The sequence below is a fragment of the Metaclostridioides mangenotii genome, assembly GCF_017873185.1.
Lineage (GTDB): Bacteria > Bacillota > Clostridia > Peptostreptococcales > Peptostreptococcaceae > Metaclostridioides > Metaclostridioides mangenotii.
This window is the reverse complement of record NZ_JAGGJX010000008.1, coordinates 54896-73304: the sequence shown is the minus strand read 5'-3', so window position 1 is coordinate 73304 and position 18409 is coordinate 54896. Positions and strand designations below refer to the sequence as shown.

Here is an 18409-nt window from a genome sequence, read left to right as displayed (position 1 = left end):
TATAGTTGTTTTAAAATTTTTCAGGAGGAGTTAAATACATGAATACTAGTGGAAGTGAAATTAAAATCATAGCTGGGAATTCATCTAAGGAATTAGCCGGTAAGATAGCTAAGTACATGGATGTTGAATTGTTAGATTGTGAGGTTGGAAAGTTCAGCGATGGTGAAATATGTTTAAACATGAACGAAACTGTAAGAGGTTGCGACATGTTCGTAGTTCAATCAACTAATAGCCCAGTAAATGACAACCTAATGGAGTTATTAATTATAATAGACGCACTTAAAAGGGCTTCAGCAGGAAGAATTACAGCAGTTATTCCATACTATGGATATGCAAGACAAGACAGAAAAGCTAAGGCAAGAGATCCTATCACTGCTAAGCTAGTTGCTAACCTAATCACAGCGGCTGGAGCAGATAGAGTTCTTACTATGGACTTACATGCTGCTCAAATTCAAGGATATTTCGATATTCCACTTGATCACTTACTTGGTGGTAAAATACTAGCAGATCATTTCAATCAAATGGATATAGAAGATCTAGTAGTAGTTTCACCGGACTTAGGAAGTGTAACCAGATCTAGACAGTTTGCTAATTCTCTAAAAGGAGAAGTTCCAATAGCTATAATAGATAAGAGAAGACCAAAGGCAAATGTAAGTGAAGTTATGAACATAATAGGCGAAGTTGAAGGTAAAAATGTAATACTTATGGACGATATGATAGATACAGCTGGGACTATAGTAAACGCAGCTCAAGCTCTTAAAAAATTTGGAGCTAAAGACGTTTACGCATGTTGTACTCACGGTGTATTGTCAGGACCTGCTATAGACAGAATTTCTGAATCAGACATAAAAGAGCTTATAGTACTTGATACTATACAATTACCTGAAGAGAAGAGAATCGAAAAGATCAAGATAAAAACTGTTGCTAATCTATTTGGAGATGCTATTCAAAAGATATTCTCAAATGAATCAGTAAGTAAATTATTTTAATAAATTTTTATAAATAAAAACCGGCGGTTATAGGATTATCTATAACTGCCGGTTTTTTATTTTATAATTACATATGTTTAAAAAAATTGAAGTTAGATGACCAGATTTATTAATATAGACTTCATCTGCTGTACTTTAGTATTTTAGAAAAGTACGGTTTAATATAATTCTTATTTGATTTCGTATAGATATTTGCTCCGATACTAAATTCTGAGTTTATAATCGATCATTTTTAATATAGAATCGTTATCTAATTTAACAACAATAATAATATATTGAGTATAGAATTTCTAAAAAATTTAGATGAAAAATTTAAAAGGGTTGCGGGTAGAGTTAATATTTAATAAATAATAAATATAAAATTTTAGTATTTTTATAGATTCAACATGTCAATAATCTTAATAGTAAAAATCTCTGTGAGGTGAGATAGTGGATATAAATTATATGCTAAAAAAATCAATAGCTATTGGCGCATCTGATTTGTACATATCAGTAGGTGCGAGGCCAACAGTAAGAATAGGAGAGAAATTTGAATATATTGAGGATGTAAAAATAACAGCAGGATTATCCAAAAAAATGCTAATTGAAATTTCTTCGGAGAGTACATACCAGAAAATGGTAAAAATAGGGGAAGTGGATTTCACTATAGAAATAGGTGAATACCAAAGGTTCAGGGTTAATTCATACAAACAGATGGGAAATATAGCTATTTCATTCAGGATAATCCCTAATAAAATACCTACTTTAGATGAATTGTTTCTACCGCAAATATTAAAAACTCTTATTCAAAAACATTCAGGGCTAATTTTGATAACGGGTTCTACTGGTAGTGGAAAGAGTACAACATTGGCGAGTTTAGTGGATTTAATAAATAGCATTCAAGAAAAGAACATCATAACCTTAGAAGATCCGATTGAATATGTACATAAACACAAAAAAAGCATAGTAAATCAAAGGGAAATTGGAACTGATACTTCAAGTTTTAATTCTGGACTTGTATCATCCTTAAGACAAAGTCCAGACATAATACTAATAGGTGAAATACGTGACAGGGAAAGTATGTCTACAACACTTAGGGCAGCCGAGACAGGTCATCTTGTATTTTCAACACTTCACACTATGGGAGCGGCAAAGTCTTTAGATAGGATTGTAGACATGTTTAGCCCTTCAGAACACTATCAAATCAGGGCACAGTTGTCATCAGTATGTAAGGGAATAGTATCTCAGCAGTTAGTCCCAAGAGAAAATAAACTAAATGCTTGTAACAAAAGAATTTATTCGCAATCTATGGTAGTGGCCACGGAAGTAATGGTTACGACTCAGGCTATAAGAAATCTAATAAGAGAGGGTAAAACACATCAAATATCGAATTTAATTCAGACGGGATCAAAGTATGGTATGAATACTATGGACCAAAGTCTTGTAAAATTATTTTTGGAAGGAGAAATATCAGAGGAAAACTTACTGTTAAGATGTGTAAATAGAGAGTTTGTAGAAAAAATTTTGTAAATGGGGGTGGTAAAATTTATATATATTATATTATTTTGATTTTACTACTTATATACATCTCAACGGTTGACTTTTTTGAGCTAATGATACCAAATTCAATTTTACTTTCTGGTGCTATTGTATCTCTTGCATTTAATACGACTGGAAATGGAGTTGGATTTTTAAAAAGTATTACGGGATGTATAACAATGGTAGTATTTACATACATAATTGCATTGATAATGAAAAAAATATTTAAAGAAGAATGTATTGGTTATGGCGATGTGAAATTATTTGGAATGATCGGTTTATTTTTGGGATTTGACATTACTTTTATAATTTTTATTGCGAGTATTTACTTAGCTAGCTTTATAGGAACTTCGTATATACTTTACAGTAAATTCAAATTTGGGGAGTACAATAAACTCATACCTTTCGCGCCTGTGATTTCATTGGCTACGTTATTTGTATTACTGATTAAATAGAATTTAAGTGTTTCAAAGTTTGCATATTACAAGATCAATACCGTTTTATTTTAAGTACGATATTTGATGAAAGTATTGAGAAATTAAGGATTAACAGTGATTCTACTATTACAAAATTATTTATGATAAAAATAATATCTATTTTTATACTGTGTTTAATATTATCGTTTCTGTCCAACAAGATAATCTATTTTTTATGCAATGAAATAGAAAAAGACTTTAAGAGAACATTGATAGTAAATATATGTATGTTAGCACTCAATTTTGCAGTATATATAAAGTATGGAAGAACTCTCGATACGATTAGGTATATACTGCTTATTCCGTTTATATTAATCATCTCCATTATAGACTTTTACAGCAGAAATGTATATGACTTAACTGTAGTTAGTGGTATAATGGTTCAAGGAATTATTTTTGTAATTTCTTATAAATTTGGTTGTGTAGAATGGAGTTATTTATTTGATTTAATAATAGGAGTGGCTATTTCATATATATTGGCTGTAACGACAAAATCTCTTGGTTACGGGGATGTTGGTCTTTACGGCTTATGTTGCTTTGCGATAGGGAATGGATATGCTCTTTATTTGATAGGACTGTCATTTTTGGCAGCATTTTTCTACTACATAGTAATTTTTATTATAAAAAGAGATATGCTAAAAAGAGTGATACCATTTACACCATTTATATCGCTTTCAGCAGTAATTATAATATTGACAGAAAGTAGATTGCTAGAGATGTACTTTAGATTTCTATACAAAATAACATAAGGAGGTATCAGATGTTTGTAATAGTAGGATTGGGAAATCCAGGTAAACAATATGAACATACAAGACATAATGTCGGGTTCGATGTTATTGATATATTGGCTAAAGAATATGGAGCCAGCGTTACAAAGATGAAGCACAAGGCTTTAATAGGCGAGTGTAGAGTGGGAAGTGAAAAAGTCCTGCTTGTTAAACCTCAAACTTATATGAATTTAAGTGGAGAGACTTTAATAGATATATATCAATACTACAAAGTTGAGTTAGAGGATATAATTGTAGTTTACGATGATATAGACTTAGATGTTGGAAAGATTAGAATTAGGAAAAAGGGTAGTGCAGGAAGCCACAACGGTATGAAATCGATAATTAAATGCTTGGGATCAGGGGATTTTCCTAGAGTTAGAGTTGGGGTATCAAAGCCAGAGCCAGGAGCAGATTTAGCAAATTTTGTGCTTTCTAGATTTAGAAAAGAAGAGCAACTAGATATTGAAAACGGTCTTGAAAAGGCTTGTAAAGCAGTTGATTCAATGATTAGAGAAAATATAGATTTAGCGATGAATAAATACAATATATAGCGAGAGGGAGAGTAGCATGAATGATGTTTTTGTATATCCTTTACGAAACTCAGAGGAATATAAAGATGCACTAAATTATGTAAAAGCAGGGCAAGGATCACTACTAGTAAATGGTCTATTGCAAGTACAAAAACCTCATATTACGTATTCGTTATTTAAGGACACATCAAAACAGACCTTGTTTATAGCGAGCAGTGAATTGGAAGCAAAAAAAGTGTATGAGGACTTATGTTTTTATGCTAAAGATAAAGTGGAGATTTTGGGCTTTGAAGATATATATTTTTACTATCTTGAGGCAAAGGACAGATCAGAAGAAGCAAAAAAATTAAAAGTATTGACTAGGTTAGCTAAAGGTGAAGAAATAATACTTGTAACTTCTATTGAAGCAATTTTAAAAAAATACACTCCAAAAGAGATGTTGATAGACAATATATTCTCTTATAAAGTGGGAGATACAATAGATTTAGAAGGTCTAACTGATAGATTGGTCAACTTAGGTTATGAAAGAGTATCTAGAATAGAGGGATTTGGACAGTTTAGCGTGAGGGGCGGTATAATAGATATATTTTCCTTAGAATATTCAAACCCAATTCGTATGGAATTATTCGATGACGAAATTGATTCTATACGAACTTTTGACGTTCTATCACAAAAATCAATCGATAAGATAAATAGTTTCAGTGTAACACCTTCAAGAGAGTTTATATATCCTGAAAAGATCGATACAGCTGTTACTAGACTTAAAAAGGATACTACAGACAATACAGATGAAGATACGTTTATGAATATAGACAACATCTCAAATAAAATATACTTTGAGGGTGTTGAAAACTATATTGATTATATATACGATACAGGCGAGAAAAGTTTGTTTTCGTATCTAAACGACGATGCAGTTATATTTCTAAGTGATATAACTAGATTTAAAGAGAAGTGTGAAAATCTTCATAATACATTTAAAGAAAACTACAAAGTGAATCTAGAGCGGGGACTTGCAATTAAAAAACAAGCCGAACTTCTTTACAGTTATCACGATATTGAGCACCTATTAAAAAATAAAAAACTTATATTGAATACTCTTCTACCAAAGGCTGTAAGTCATTTCTCAGTAGAAAAGATAATTAATTTTGAGTGTAGAGAGATACCTACTTTTAATGCGAAAATTGAATCTTTAGTCGAAGAATTAAACAATTTAAAGTACAACGGACATAAGATAATTTTGGCTACAAATACTTTTGATAGAGCAGAAAAATTAAGAGAAAATCTATTTGAAAGAGGAATAGAGGCAAATATATCCAATAATAGAGATGTGGAGATAAAATCGTCACAAATAATAATTACTCAGGGAAATATAAGTCGTGGTTTTCAGTACAAGTCTATAAAATTTACTATTATAACTGACAATGAGATGATCGGAGTTCACAGAAGATCATCAGAGTCAAAACGTAAGAAGAAGAATAAAAAAGGTAAGACAATAGAATCGTTCTTAGATTTAAATAAGGGTGATTATGTAGTTCACGAAAACAATGGTATAGGAAGATACGCCGGTATAGAGCAAATTGTAGTCAATGCTATCAAAAAAGACTATATGAAAATCGTATACAGAGGTGGAGATAATTTATACGTTCCGATAGACCAGATGGACAAAGTTCAAAAGTATATCGGTGCAGAAGTGGAAAAGGTTAAGCTTAATAAGCTTGGCGCCAGTGAGTGGGTGAAGGCAAAATCAAAGGTTAAAAAAGAAATTGAAGATATGACTAAAGAACTTGTCGAGCTGTATGCTAAACGTGAAAAAATTAAAGGCTATGGTTTCTCTAAGGATACTCCGTGGCAATCTGAGTTTGAATCACTATTCCCATATCAAGAGACAGATGACCAACTTAAGGCGATAGAAGATACTAAAAAAGATATGGAATCTATTAAGGTAATGGATAGGCTGATCTGCGGTGATGTTGGTTACGGAAAAACAGAGATAGCAATAAGGGCAATTTTTAAAGCCTGTATGGATCAAAAGCAAGTTGCAGTATTAGTTCCGACCACTATACTTGCACAACAGCACTACAATACTTTTAAAGAGAGATTTTCTTCATATCCACTTAGAGTGGAAGTTTTAAGTAGATTTAAAACTCCAAAAGAACAAAAACAGATAGTTGAAGATGCAAAGAAGGGTCTTGTAGATATTTTAATAGGTACTCATAGAATTATTTCTAGTGACATAGATTTACCGAATCTAGGTCTAGTTGTTGTAGATGAAGAGCAGAGATTTGGAGTTAAACATAAAGAATCACTTAAAAAGATTAAATCTACAGTAGATGTTATCACGTTATCAGCAACACCTATACCTAGAACTCTCCATATGTCACTAAGTGGTATTAGAGATATGAGCGTTATTGAAGAGCCACCTCAAGAGAGACATCCTGTTATAACGTATGTAACTGAGAATAAAGAGAGCATCATTCAGGATGAAATTGAAAGAGAGCTGGGAAGAGGAGGCCAAGTGTTCTTTGTGTACAACAGGGTTGAACATATAGAAGAGATGGCTAGTATGATAAAAAGGTTAGTTCCAGATGCAAAGGTTGCAGTTGCTCATGGTCAGATGACTTCAAAAGCTCTAGAAAATATAATTTTAGGATTTTTGGATAAAGAATTTGATGTATTAGTATGTACTACTATTATAGAAACAGGCATGGATATATCAAATGCTAATACTATGATAATATACGATGCTGATAAGATGGGGCTTGCTCAACTTTATCAGTTGAGAGGAAGAGTAGGAAGAAGTACTAGGCAGGGTTATGCTTATCTTATGTACGAAAAAGATAAATCTTTGAGTGAAGTAGCAGAAAAAAGGTTAAAAGCTATAAGAGAATTTACTGAATTTGGATCAGGATTTAAGATAGCTATGAGAGACCTTGAGATTAGAGGGGCTGGAAATATATTAGGATCTCAACAGCATGGACATATGGCTGTAATAGGTTATGATCTTTATGTTAAGATGTTAAATAACGCTATTAAAAAAGTTAAGGGTGAGGATATCCAAGAAGAAGTCGATGTAGAAATAGAGTTAAATGTGAATGCCTTTATTCCAGATTCTTATATTGACGGAGAACTTACTAAGATAGAGATGTATAAAAAAATAGCAGCCATCGAATCAAAGCAAGATATGTTTGATGTGCAAGAGGAGATGGAAGATAGATTTTCGGATATACCGAATTCTGTAAATTGCTTACTCAAGATAGCCTATATAAAAACTTTATGTAAACAGCTGAATATAGAGAAAATAAGACACATCAAAGATGAAATTATGCTTGAACCTATAACTAAGTACAAAACAAAGGAAAAAATAGGCTATAATATAGTGAATGAGCTAGAAGAACTATTAGAAAAAATGTGTGGAGTTAAAAAACAAAAATAGAAGGAGTGTTTAGATTTGAAGAAATTAATAACATTAGCCATATCAATATTGATGATGATATCAGTAACTGCTTGTAGTGGAAGTTCAAATGTAGTTGCGACAGTAGATAAAACCGAGATAACAAAAGATGAATACCAAAAAATGTTGAATATTAGTAAGATAACTGCTGAATCTCAATATGGAAAAGAGATATGGGACCAAGAAGTTTCTGAAGGTGTTAAATTTAGAGATCAAATGAAAGACAGTATTCTTGAACAGCTTGTTGGCACTGAAGTAATCTACAGTCAAGCCAAAAAAGATAATTTAGTTCCTACTGAAAAAGAGGTTAAAAAGAGTGTAGATGAAATAAAGAAAAATATTGAGTCGAATAAAGATTACAAAAAACAACTTGATGAAATTGGAATAGATGACACTTTCTTGTCTGATCAAGAGAAAAAGAGTATAGCTTTACAAAGATATCAAGAAGCGTTTTATAAAAATACTAAAGTAACAGAGAGCGATCTGAAAAAATACTACGACTCTCACAAAGAAGAGTTTAACAAAGATCAAGTTGAAGCATCTCACATCCTTATAAAGACAGTTGATGATGCAAACAAAGAATTGACAAAAGCAAAAAAAGAAGCAGCTAAGAAAAAGGCTGAGGAAGTTCTTAAAAAAGTTAAAGATGGAGGAGATTTCGCTAAATTGGCAAAAGAGTACTCACAAGATAGTTCAGCTGAAAGCGGTGGATCACTAGGCTTCTTTAGCAAAGGTGATATGGTTGAGCCTTTTGAAAAATCAGCATTTTCACTAAAAGTAGGAGAGATTTCTGATATAGTTGAAACTCAATATGGTTACCATATAATCAAAGTAACAAACAAGAAAAAGGATGTAACTTCTTTCGAGGATGCAAAAGATACAATGAAACAAAGTATACTTGAAGAGAAGTACTCACAAGAAATTGAGAAACTTACTAAAGCAGCAAAAATTGAAAAAAACGAAAAAGTTATAAAGAAAGTTACTTTCTAGAATAAATAAAATTTACTCGAGAGAGCCAAATATACACAAAGTAGATACGTGAAAACAAAAATAAAAAGCTATATCAAAATTGATGTAGCTTTTTTTGCATATAATTCTTTTTCTTGGTAAAAATATACTTAAAGTTTTATATGGAGGTATTATACAATATGAAAGCAACAGGAATAGTTAGACGAATAGATGATCTTGGTAGAGTAGTTGTTCCTAAAGAAATAAGAAAAACTCTAAGAATTAAAGAAGGAGATCCACTAGAGATTTTTACAGCGAGGGATGGAGAAGTTATATTGAAGAAATACTCTCCTATGGGAGAACTAAACGAGTTTGCCCAAACTTACGCTGAATCACTAGGAGAGGTATATGGATACGGCGTGGTTATAACAGATTCAGATTCTATAATAGCTGTATCTAAAATATCAAAAAAAGATTACAAAGAAAAAAATATAAGCAGTGATTTAGAAGAGTTTATCTCTAATAGAAATACTAAGTATCTTGAAGGAAATGAAATGATTTCTCTTCATAGAGATGACCCTGGAGAGTACTCTGCACAATATATAGTTCCGATTATAAGCGATTCAGGTGATTGCATAGGTGCTATAGTATTGCTATCTAAAGATGAAGACGCATCGCTTGTAAATGAAGAAAAAAGCCTTAAGATCGCTGCAAACTTTTTAGGGAAACAAGTTCAATAATTATAAAGGCCTCTTATATAGGAGGTCTTTTGAAGTTTTTGTGTAAAATATTGTATATGATATTAAAAATATGGTATATTAATGTTTGTTGTTATATAAACGATTTGGAGGTTCGCTATGGCTAATAACAAAAATAAGGACTCTTTTTTAAAGGGTGCGCTTATACTTGGAGCGGCAGGTATACTGATAAAAATAATAGGTGCATTTTTTAGAATTCCACTTGGCAATATGATTGGATCTGAAGGTATGGGATACTATCAGGCTGCATATCCTGTTTATACACTTTTTTTAACTCTGGCAACAGCTGGTTTTCCAACCGCAGTAGCTAAGTTGGTATCTGAGAAAGTTGCTGTAAATGATAATAAAGGTGCATATAGAATATTTAAAGTATCTCGTACTATACTTTTAATAACTGGTGTAGTTGTCTTCTGTATCCTATTTTTTGGATCTGAATATATAGTTACAAAGATTATGAAAAATCCAAACGCATTGTACGCTATGAAGGCTATAGCACCGGCGCTACTTTTTGTGCCAGTTATGTCTGCGTATAGAGGATATTTCCAAGGTAGAAGTGAAATGACAAAGATAGCTTTCTCACAAATTATAGAGCAGTTAATAAGAGTTGGCTTAGGTCTTTACCTTGCATACGTTTTAAACAGTTTATACGGTGTTAAATTAGGGGCTGCAGGAGCTATATCAGGTGCGACGCTTGGTTCTATAGGTTCTGTTATATTCTTAATAATTGTTTATCTAATAGGTAGAAAAGAACGCAGATTAGAAATCGAGTCTAGCCCGAACTTCAAAGTAGAGAGTTTTTCTAGAATACTTAAAAACTTGCTTGTAGTCACAATTCCGATAACAATTGGCGCTTGTGTTATGCCGCTTGTAAATATGATAGATAACGTAATAGTAATAGATAGGTTGATGAGTGCCGGATTTACATATAAAATGGCAAACTCTATGTTTGGTCAACTTACAGGGATGGCAATGGTTATAGTAAATTTACCTATGGTAATTACTACAGCGCTTAGTATGAGCTTGGTTCCTTCTATATCTGCTTCATATGCTGTAGGAAACAAATTTAAAGCTAGAAAAGATACAAAAAGTGCAATAAAGGTTACATTACTTATAGTTTTACCATGTGCATTTGGTCTTGCATCATTGGCTAATCCAATAATGCACCTACTTTTCCCTAAAGAACCTGCAAGCATCGGAGTTATACTGTTTACACTTGCTCCTTGTGCTATATTTTTGGGGATTATACAGACTACAAATGGTATACTACAAGGTATGGGAAAACCGATGGTTCCAGTTATTGCACTGGTAACAGGTATGGTATTTAAAATAATTATAAGCTATACATTGACTGGAATTCATGATATAAATATATTAGGTTCAGCTCTTGGTACAGTTACAGCATATTTTGTGGCTGCATTTATCAACATAATGTACATTAGGAGATCTATGGGATTAAAGCTATCTACTAGAGAGTTTATTATTAAACCTTTAATAACTGTTATGACTATGTACGTAGTAGTAAAGATCAGTTACGGTTTCTTAGTAGGAATGTTGGGAAGTAACTTAACTACAGTTGTAGCTATTTGCATAGGTGGGCTTGTATATGTTTTAGTTGTTCTTGGTATAGGAGCAATTACAAAAGAAGAGATACTTACTATGCCTAAAGGCGATAAGATATACGGATCATTAAAGAAAATTAAACTTATAAGATAAAATTGGAATATTTTTGAAAAATTTTGAAATAATATCGAAGAAAACAAAAAAATGTATTATTTTAACTATCAATTTTATTCAAACAATTGCAATATGCTGATAGAGGTGATATTATGGGTAAGATAAGCATTGTAGGTCTTGGACCTGGAGATAGATCTCTAATAAGTCAAGGAGCTATTAAAGCTTTAAAGTCAAACTCAAGGATTTTTTTTAGAACTGAAAAACACCCTATAGTTGATGAGTTAAACTCAGAAATAGATTATACTTCACTGGATTACTTTTATGAAAGTGAAGATAGCTTTGAAAATGTATACACTAAAATATCTGAGTTCATAGTAGATGAATCTTGTAAAGGTGATTTAGTTTATGCAGTACCGGGTCATCCAAGGGTTGCAGAGAAGACAGTTGGCATAATTGAAGATATAGCATGTGAAAATCAAATAGAAGTCGATATAATACCATCAATGAGCTTTGTAGATGCAATATTTAACTACTTATCAGTAGATCCATCTGAAGGATTTCAGCTTCTCGATGCCTTTGAGCTCGAGGACGTATATATAGACACTAATAAAAGTATGATAATAACTCAAATTTACGACAATTTTACGGCTTCTAATGTAAAATTGAGATTAAGTGAATATTATGAGTATGATCAGGAGATATATATAGTTAAGGCAGCTGGAATCAAAGGATTGGAGAATAAGAAAGCGGTTAAGCTATACGAACTAGATAGAAAAGACAATCTATTTGATTACCTTACAAGCTTGTATATACCTAAAAGTTCAAATAAAATGTATAATACAGTGCATGATTTGGAAATGATAGTAAAGAAACTTAGAGGACCTAATGGCTGTGAATGGGATAAAAAGCAGACACATGAATCTTTGAAAAAGTTTCTTATAGAAGAATCTTACGAACTTATTAATGCCATAGACAACAATGATGACGATGAGATAGTTGAAGAACTAGGGGATGTGCTTTTACAAGTTGCCCTTCATTGTCAGATAGGTAAAGAGGAAGGGTATTTTGACTTAGCAGAAGTAGTGAGTGGTATATGCAAAAAACTGATTAACAGACATCCTCACGTGTTTAATGCTGGTGATAATAGAAATTTCTCAGAAAAGACTTGGGAAGAGCTGAAAAAGGAAGAAAAAGGTGAAGAGGCCATAACAGACAGTATGGTTAGAATACCCGAGAGTCTTCCAGCTCTAATGAAGGCTACAAAAGTTCAAAAAAAAGCGGCACTTGTAGGATTTGACTGGGACAATATAGAAGATGTATTTAAGAAGATTGAGGAAGAATATCATGAATTACTTGACGAATGCAGAGTTAAGAATATAAAATACATAAAGGAAGAGTTAGGTGATTTGATATTCTCAATTGTAAATTTGGCGAGGTTTTTAGGTATAGATTCAGAGGAGGCTCTGAATAGTACAACGGCTAAATTTATATATAGATTCCAATTTATTGAACAGAAGTCAGTAGAGATAGGTAAAAAACTTGAAGATATGACATTAGAAGAGATGGATAATTATTGGAATCAGGCAAAAATACAAAAAGAAGATAAATAAAAAGGTATTTTGTCAAAAATCTAGAACTTTTATCTTTATAGCGGATGAAGGTCTATATTATAAACATAAACAATTTTTTAGGAGGTAAATATCGTGAATAAAGCTGAATTAGTATCAAAAATGGCAGAAAAGAGTGGATTAACTAAGAAAGAGGCAGAGGTTGCATTAAACGCATTTATGAACTCTGTACAAGATGCTCTTGTAAATAACGAAAAAGTTCAATTAGTAGGATTTGGTACTTTTGAAACTAGAGAGAGAGCTGCTAGACAAGGAAGAAACCCAAGAGATCCTGAGCAAGTAATAGACATACCAGCTTCTAAAGCACCTGTTTTCAAAGCAGGAAAAGGTCTTAAAGATATAATAAACAAATAATATATATTATTTTAATTCAAAGGAAGTGTGGACGAACTCCGCACTTCCTTTAAATAGTTTTAAGGAGGATACTGTATGAGATTAGACAAGTACTTAAAGGTATCTAGAATAATCAAAAGAAGAACTGTAGCAAAAGACGCATGTGAAAAAGGCATAGTTACTTTAAACGGCAAAGTTGCAAAATCATCTTCGGTTGTCGGAATTGGAGACGTTATGGAAATACAGTTTGGAGAGAAAAAAATGAAGTTCGAAGTTCTTGAGATAAAAGAACACGTACTTAAGAATGATGCAAAAGAAATGTACAAAATTTTAGAATAAAATCAAATTCACTCCAGTATATTTAATAGTAGTATTAATGAAATATGTACTGGAGGGATATTATGGAACAAAATATAACTTTGAAAGATAGATCTAGCTTAGTTATTTCCGGCGTAGAGCATATTTACTCTTTTAATGATAAAAGGGTAGAAGTTAAGACATCAGTTGGAGAGATGGTTATTGAGGGCGAAAATATGGATATGAGTAAACTTAGCATTGATGAAAATATAATCAGTATTGAAGGAACTATTAACTCAATCGTATATGCAAAACCTAGAAAACCTCAGGAAAGTTTCTTCAAGAAGGTGTTTAAGTAAATGATACCTTTTACACAAGATGTGGGAGTATTTTATGCGACTATTTACGGTGGGATAATAATTGGAGTCTTGTTTGATTTTTACAGGGCATTAAAAATCAATTTTAAGTTTATGAGTTATTTTTCAGTTTTCTTTGATATTGTGTTTTGGCTATTTACTACATTAGTAATATTTCTGACTATTAATCTAACTGAGTTTTTTGATTTAAGATATTATCACTTCGTCGCCTTAATAGTAGGTTTTCTTATTTATTACAACACCATAAGTAAATACATATTGTCATTTATTAGTAAAATAATCTGCTTTACAGCAAATTTATTTAAAAAAGTGGTGTTGAGCTTAGTCGCTTTTATAAACAATTTGTATTACGTTATAATCTATTCACTGCACTTACTATTTGATATCATATTTTATATACCGAATATAATCGTCGGTGTTAAAAAGGGAATAGGTAAAAAATATAAAAAACAGAAAAAGGTAAAGAATAAAAAACCTAAAAAATCTGAAAAGTTGGATAAACCCAAAAAGATAAAGAAATCTGAAAAGATGAAAAAATCTAAGACGATGGATAAATCCAAAAAGGCGAAGAAAAAAGATAAGCAACATAAACAAAAGAAATTAAAGAAATCAAAAAAGATTTAAAGTATCAAATATGAAAATTACAATTAGTAAAAGATTAATATCGAGGAGATGGATTAGTAAATGAACGTAAGAAAAAAATTTTCAGGTCAGTTTATTGCTATAAGTTTATTTCTTGTGGTGACTGTTTTTGGTATGATAAGCGGATTTGGATTCGAGTTCACGAAATACTACGAATACAAAGCTGAAATAGCCAAATTAAACGATCAGATAGAAAATAAAGATGCAAAGATCAAAAACTTGAGATCAACTAAGTCTTACAGTAATGAAAACCTCGAGAAGACTGCTAGGAAACGACTGAATATGGTTAAGCCAAATGAAACGGTGTACATAGATATAAATCGCTAAATAAGCGAAAACTGTAATATGAAAATGTAAAAATAGCAATGTATCTATAATTTGTAGGCTTTTTGTCTTCAACTTGGATACATTGCTATTTTTATATTAAAATAGTAAATAAAGGAGTGATTTTATGAAATTAGCGGCAATAGATATAGGTACGAACTCGATGAGACTGTTAGTAGCAGAGGTTGTAGATGGAGATCTAATAAATAGAAAAAAATTCGTTGATACTACTAGAATTGGTGAAGGTGTAGATAGGACTGGATTTATATTGGAAGAAGCTATAGTAAGAAACATAGAAGCCCTAGGTAAATTTAAAAAGATTTGTATGAATGAAGAGTGTAAAGAAATATTTTGTATGGGTACATCTGCTCTTAGAGATAGCAAAAACAGTGAAGACTTTATAAGTAGAGCGAAACAAGAAACGGGAATAGAGGTAGAAATATTAAGTGGAAATGAAGAGGCTAATCTAGGATTAGTTGGTGTTATTGAGGGTCTTGAAGATAAAGCAGGTGTATTAGTAGTAGATATAGGAGGAGGCTCCACTGAATTTACAGTAGGAGATAAATTTGGAATTAAATACAATAAGAGTGAAAATGTAGGTGCACTCAGAATGACTGAAAAATTTTTGAAAAAAGATCCTATAGATGCATCTGAATACGAAAAACTAGAAAAATTTGTGGAAGATGAGATATCTAATACTGTAGATGATATTGAAAGTATGGGTATTAAGAAGCTAGTTGGCATTGGAGGTACAATAACATCTCTATCTGCGATTAATCAAAAACTTGAAGTTTACTCTATGGAAAAAGTGCACAATAGTAAAATATTCATAAAAGATGTTGAGCTAATTCTACAAATGCTCAAAGAATCAACATTTAGTGACAAGAAAAAACTAGAGGGATTGCAGAAAAAACGAGCAGATATTATTACAGCTGGTGTAGGAATACTAAATATAATAATGGAAAAACTAGAAATAAAGGAAATAACAGTGAGCGAGTACGATAATTTAGAGGGATTAATATGTCAAAAGTCAAAAAAAATGTAAGAATCTTTTTTGAATTATGGAACTGATTTTGACAAAAAAACTTCTTTCATTTTGGTAAACTCTTGATATAAACAAATGAGGGGGTTTTAGAAATGCAAAGAAGTGCTGCGGTTCTAGAAAAAAATTATTTAAAAACTAGTAATTATAAGATTGTGGGGAAATATATTAATTTAACAACGATATCATTTATGATAATGGGATTTTTACTTAGTAGATCGATACTTGTGGAGTCGATAGCTCCACTCGGGATAGCTTTTTTTGTTTGCATGGTCAAATGGGATAGATATAAGGTTCCAGTTTTTGCTTCAACCATTTTTGGGACAATCCTTTCGGCAAATAGTACATTGTTTATTGCTAAATATTGTGTATGCTTAACTTTATTTATGTTATTAAGCAGTAGACTTAAAAAGATTGAGAGCACCCCGTTGCTTGCTCTCGTGGGTGCCGGGATGGTTTTACCCATCTCGGTTGGACAAGGACTGTTTTCTGGCAATACAACTTTTCAAATTCTAATGGCTTTTACTGAAAGTATAGTTTTATTTATATCTATATATACATTTTCATATGGGGTGGACTTGATAACAAATATAAAGAATCGGCTTTCGGTGCGTCCTGAAGAGGCTATATCCATAAGTTTATTATCAACTTTTACTATAATGGGGCTAGGAGAAGTCGCGATTTTTGGTATTTCAATGAGGATTGTTTTATCTACTATAGTAGTGCTTATGACAGCTATTATCGGCGGAGCAACTATGGGAGCTAGTTGTGGTGTAGTTGTAGGTATCGCATTTATGATAAATAATCTAACGTCTGCAGTATATATGGGGATATATTCTTTTGCAGGGCTTATTAGTGGAGCTTTTAATAAGATAAATAGATTTTTGTGTATATTAGGATATATTCTAAGTTGGATGATAATATACACCTACAGCACAGGAATTTCTTCGAATCTAACGCAGCTCAGAGATATTTTGATTGCATGTTTAGTGGTTATACTCATACCTGATAAAGTCTTTACAAAGGTTGAAAAACTAATTAAAAGCAATGTAGCTTCAAATGATGTAGTAAATGACTACATTATGAGGAGCAAAGATCTAACTAAAAACAGACTAAATAATATTTATAAAACATACAGCGACCTTGCGAATACTTTTGATAGAATTAGAGAAAAAGACAGAGTGCTCGATCAAAGGGATATAGCGAGTGTAATAGATATGATACATAATGATGAATGTAGAGTGTGTAGTATGAAGAGGATGTGTTGGGAGACCAGATTTAATCATACTTACACTATGATATACAATATACTCGAAGAAATTGAAGATATAGGGGAGTTGTCAATTAAAGAAATACCAGAGAATTTTAGGAAGGAGTGTATGAAACCAGAATCTATAGTAAAAATGGCAAATTACTACTATAGACTATTTGTATTAGATTACGAATGGAGTACTAAATTTTCGGAAAATAGAAGATTAATAGCAAATCAAATCAGAAGTATATCTAAGTCGATAGAATCTCTTTCTCTGGACTTAGAAAATAATATAATGCTTGATCTGGAGAAGGAAAAGAGTATTTACGATAATTTACAGAGATATGGGGTGGATGTAGAAAAAGTAAACTACATAACTAAATCAAATAATGAGTTTGAAATCGAGGTAGAGAAAGTTACATGTGCGAATGGAAGGATGTGTGAAGAGAAGATTAAAAGCGCTCTTACAGATATTGTAGGGGAAGAATTATCCGCTAGAAAGGTGGGTTGTAACTCTATTGGGGATAAATGTAAGGCTACATTTGTAAAAGCACAAAAATTTAAAGCTATGACTGAAGTATCTGCGATGTCTAGAGATGGACATATTCTTTGTGGTGACAATTATACATTTATGGAAATTAATGATGGCAAGTATATGATGGCGATAAGTGATGGAATGGGAAAGGGGAAAAAAGCCTATGAAGAATCATCAGCTACAATAGACATTTTAGAAAAAATGATAGATGCAAAAATTGAAGATGAGATAGTTATAGACACGATTAATAATATGTTGATGCTAAAATCATCTGATGAAATGTTTTCGACCTTAGATCTGGGCATAGTTGACCTTAGACGTGGGTCTCTAGATACAATAAAAATGGGAGCTTGTTCAACTTATATTAAGAGGAGCAATGGAGACATTGACCTTATATCTTCCTCATCGCTACCTGTCGGAATACTTTCAGATGTAAAATTGGATAGAAAAAATGCAAAGGTGAATGATGGAGACTTTGTTATTATGGTATCAGATGGAATAGTTGACTCTGGAATAAATAAAGATCTTGGAGACAATTGGATGATATATTTCTTAGACAGTATAAAATCAACAAATACTAAAAAAATTTCCAATATGATTTTAGATAGAGCTCTAGAACTTCAGCCAAATCAAATTGAAGACGATATGACTGTTTTAGTTACAAAAATATGCTTAAAATAATTTGTTTTATTGATGTTGATAAAATGTGGATAAAAAAATCCTGTCTTATTAAGTGTTTCGCGAGTTATGCACAGAAAATGGTTGATAACTACGAAAAAATGTGGATAAGTTGTATATATATGTTAATAAAGTATATTAATTCGAAAAAAATATTTAAAAATAGCGAAAATTATACTGAAGA

General features: G+C 31.8%; 17 protein-coding genes. All 17 read left to right on the top strand.

The features are described from left to right. Positions 1-38: 38 nt before the first annotated feature. The 17 genes from J2Z43_RS13715 to spoIIE all read left to right on the top strand — a co-directional run bounded on the left by J2Z43_RS13715 (position 39) and on the right by spoIIE (position 18228). Positions 39-989, top strand: a complete 951-nt coding sequence (locus tag J2Z43_RS13715) for a ribose-phosphate diphosphokinase (RefSeq protein WP_209457676.1) — start codon at positions 39-41, stop codon at positions 987-989. A 429-nt stretch (positions 990-1418) separates the two neighbouring features. Next, positions 1419-2498, top strand: coding sequence for a type IV pilus twitching motility protein PilT (locus J2Z43_RS13710; RefSeq protein WP_330617508.1), 1080 nt, complete (start codon positions 1419-1421; stop codon positions 2496-2498). Positions 2499-2533: 35 nt separating this feature from the next. Then, a complete protein-coding gene (locus J2Z43_RS13705; RefSeq protein ID WP_209457675.1) occupies positions 2534-2962 on the top strand; it encodes a prepilin peptidase in 429 nt (142 codons plus the stop codon). A gap of 248 nt (positions 2963-3210) precedes the next feature. Further along, entirely contained in the window at positions 3211-3732 is a 522-nt protein-coding gene (locus J2Z43_RS13700) for a prepilin peptidase (protein WP_209457674.1), read from the top strand. 11 nt (positions 3733-3743) lie between these two features. Continuing rightward, on the top strand, positions 3744-4304 hold the full coding sequence (gene pth, locus J2Z43_RS13695; RefSeq protein ID WP_209457673.1) for an aminoacyl-tRNA hydrolase: 561 nt from the start codon (positions 3744-3746) through the stop codon (positions 4302-4304). Between the two features lie 16 nt (positions 4305-4320). Next, the gene (gene mfd / locus J2Z43_RS13690) at positions 4321-7719 is read left to right on the top strand and encodes a transcription-repair coupling factor (protein ID WP_209457672.1); all 3399 of its coding nucleotides are present in this window, start codon (positions 4321-4323) and stop codon (positions 7717-7719) included. 15 nt (positions 7720-7734) lie between these two features. After that, positions 7735-8727, top strand: a complete 993-nt coding sequence (locus J2Z43_RS13685; RefSeq protein ID WP_209457671.1) for a peptidylprolyl isomerase — start codon at positions 7735-7737, stop codon at positions 8725-8727. Positions 8728-8885: 158 nt separating this feature from the next. Beyond that, positions 8886-9425, top strand: coding sequence for a stage V sporulation T C-terminal domain-containing protein (locus tag J2Z43_RS13680; RefSeq protein WP_027700941.1), 540 nt, complete (start codon positions 8886-8888; stop codon positions 9423-9425). A 117-nt stretch (positions 9426-9542) separates the two neighbouring features. Further along, on the top strand, positions 9543-11156 hold the full coding sequence (locus J2Z43_RS13675) for a putative polysaccharide biosynthesis protein (protein ID WP_209457670.1): 1614 nt from the start codon (positions 9543-9545) through the stop codon (positions 11154-11156). Positions 11157-11269: 113 nt separating this feature from the next. Further along, complete coding sequence (gene yabN / locus J2Z43_RS13670; protein WP_209457669.1) at positions 11270-12727, top strand: bifunctional methyltransferase/pyrophosphohydrolase YabN; 1458 nt, start codon at positions 11270-11272, stop codon at positions 12725-12727. A gap of 93 nt (positions 12728-12820) precedes the next feature. Then, positions 12821-13099, top strand: coding sequence for an HU family DNA-binding protein (locus tag J2Z43_RS13665; RefSeq protein WP_024621161.1), 279 nt, complete (start codon positions 12821-12823; stop codon positions 13097-13099). A gap of 75 nt (positions 13100-13174) precedes the next feature. Then, on the top strand, positions 13175-13417 hold the full coding sequence (locus tag J2Z43_RS13660) for an RNA-binding S4 domain-containing protein (protein WP_027700944.1): 243 nt from the start codon (positions 13175-13177) through the stop codon (positions 13415-13417). A gap of 62 nt (positions 13418-13479) precedes the next feature. Next, positions 13480-13734 carry a YabP/YqfC family sporulation protein gene (locus J2Z43_RS13655; protein ID WP_209457668.1) on the top strand — a complete coding sequence of 85 codons (255 nt, stop codon included), beginning with the start codon at positions 13480-13482 and terminating at the stop codon, positions 13732-13734. Continuing rightward, positions 13735-14376, top strand: a complete 642-nt coding sequence (gene yabQ, locus J2Z43_RS13650; RefSeq protein ID WP_209457667.1) for a spore cortex biosynthesis protein YabQ — start codon at positions 13735-13737, stop codon at positions 14374-14376. Positions 14377-14436: 60 nt separating this feature from the next. Continuing rightward, positions 14437-14721, top strand: a complete 285-nt coding sequence (locus J2Z43_RS13645) for an FtsB family cell division protein (RefSeq protein WP_209457666.1) — start codon at positions 14437-14439, stop codon at positions 14719-14721. Between the two features lie 124 nt (positions 14722-14845). After that, complete coding sequence (locus J2Z43_RS13640) at positions 14846-15763, top strand: Ppx/GppA phosphatase family protein (protein ID WP_209457665.1); 918 nt, start codon at positions 14846-14848, stop codon at positions 15761-15763. Positions 15764-15855: 92 nt separating this feature from the next. Continuing rightward, positions 15856-18228, top strand: coding sequence for a stage II sporulation protein E (spoIIE, locus tag J2Z43_RS13635; RefSeq protein ID WP_209457664.1), 2373 nt, complete (start codon positions 15856-15858; stop codon positions 18226-18228). The last annotated feature ends 181 nt before the right edge of the window (positions 18229-18409 follow it).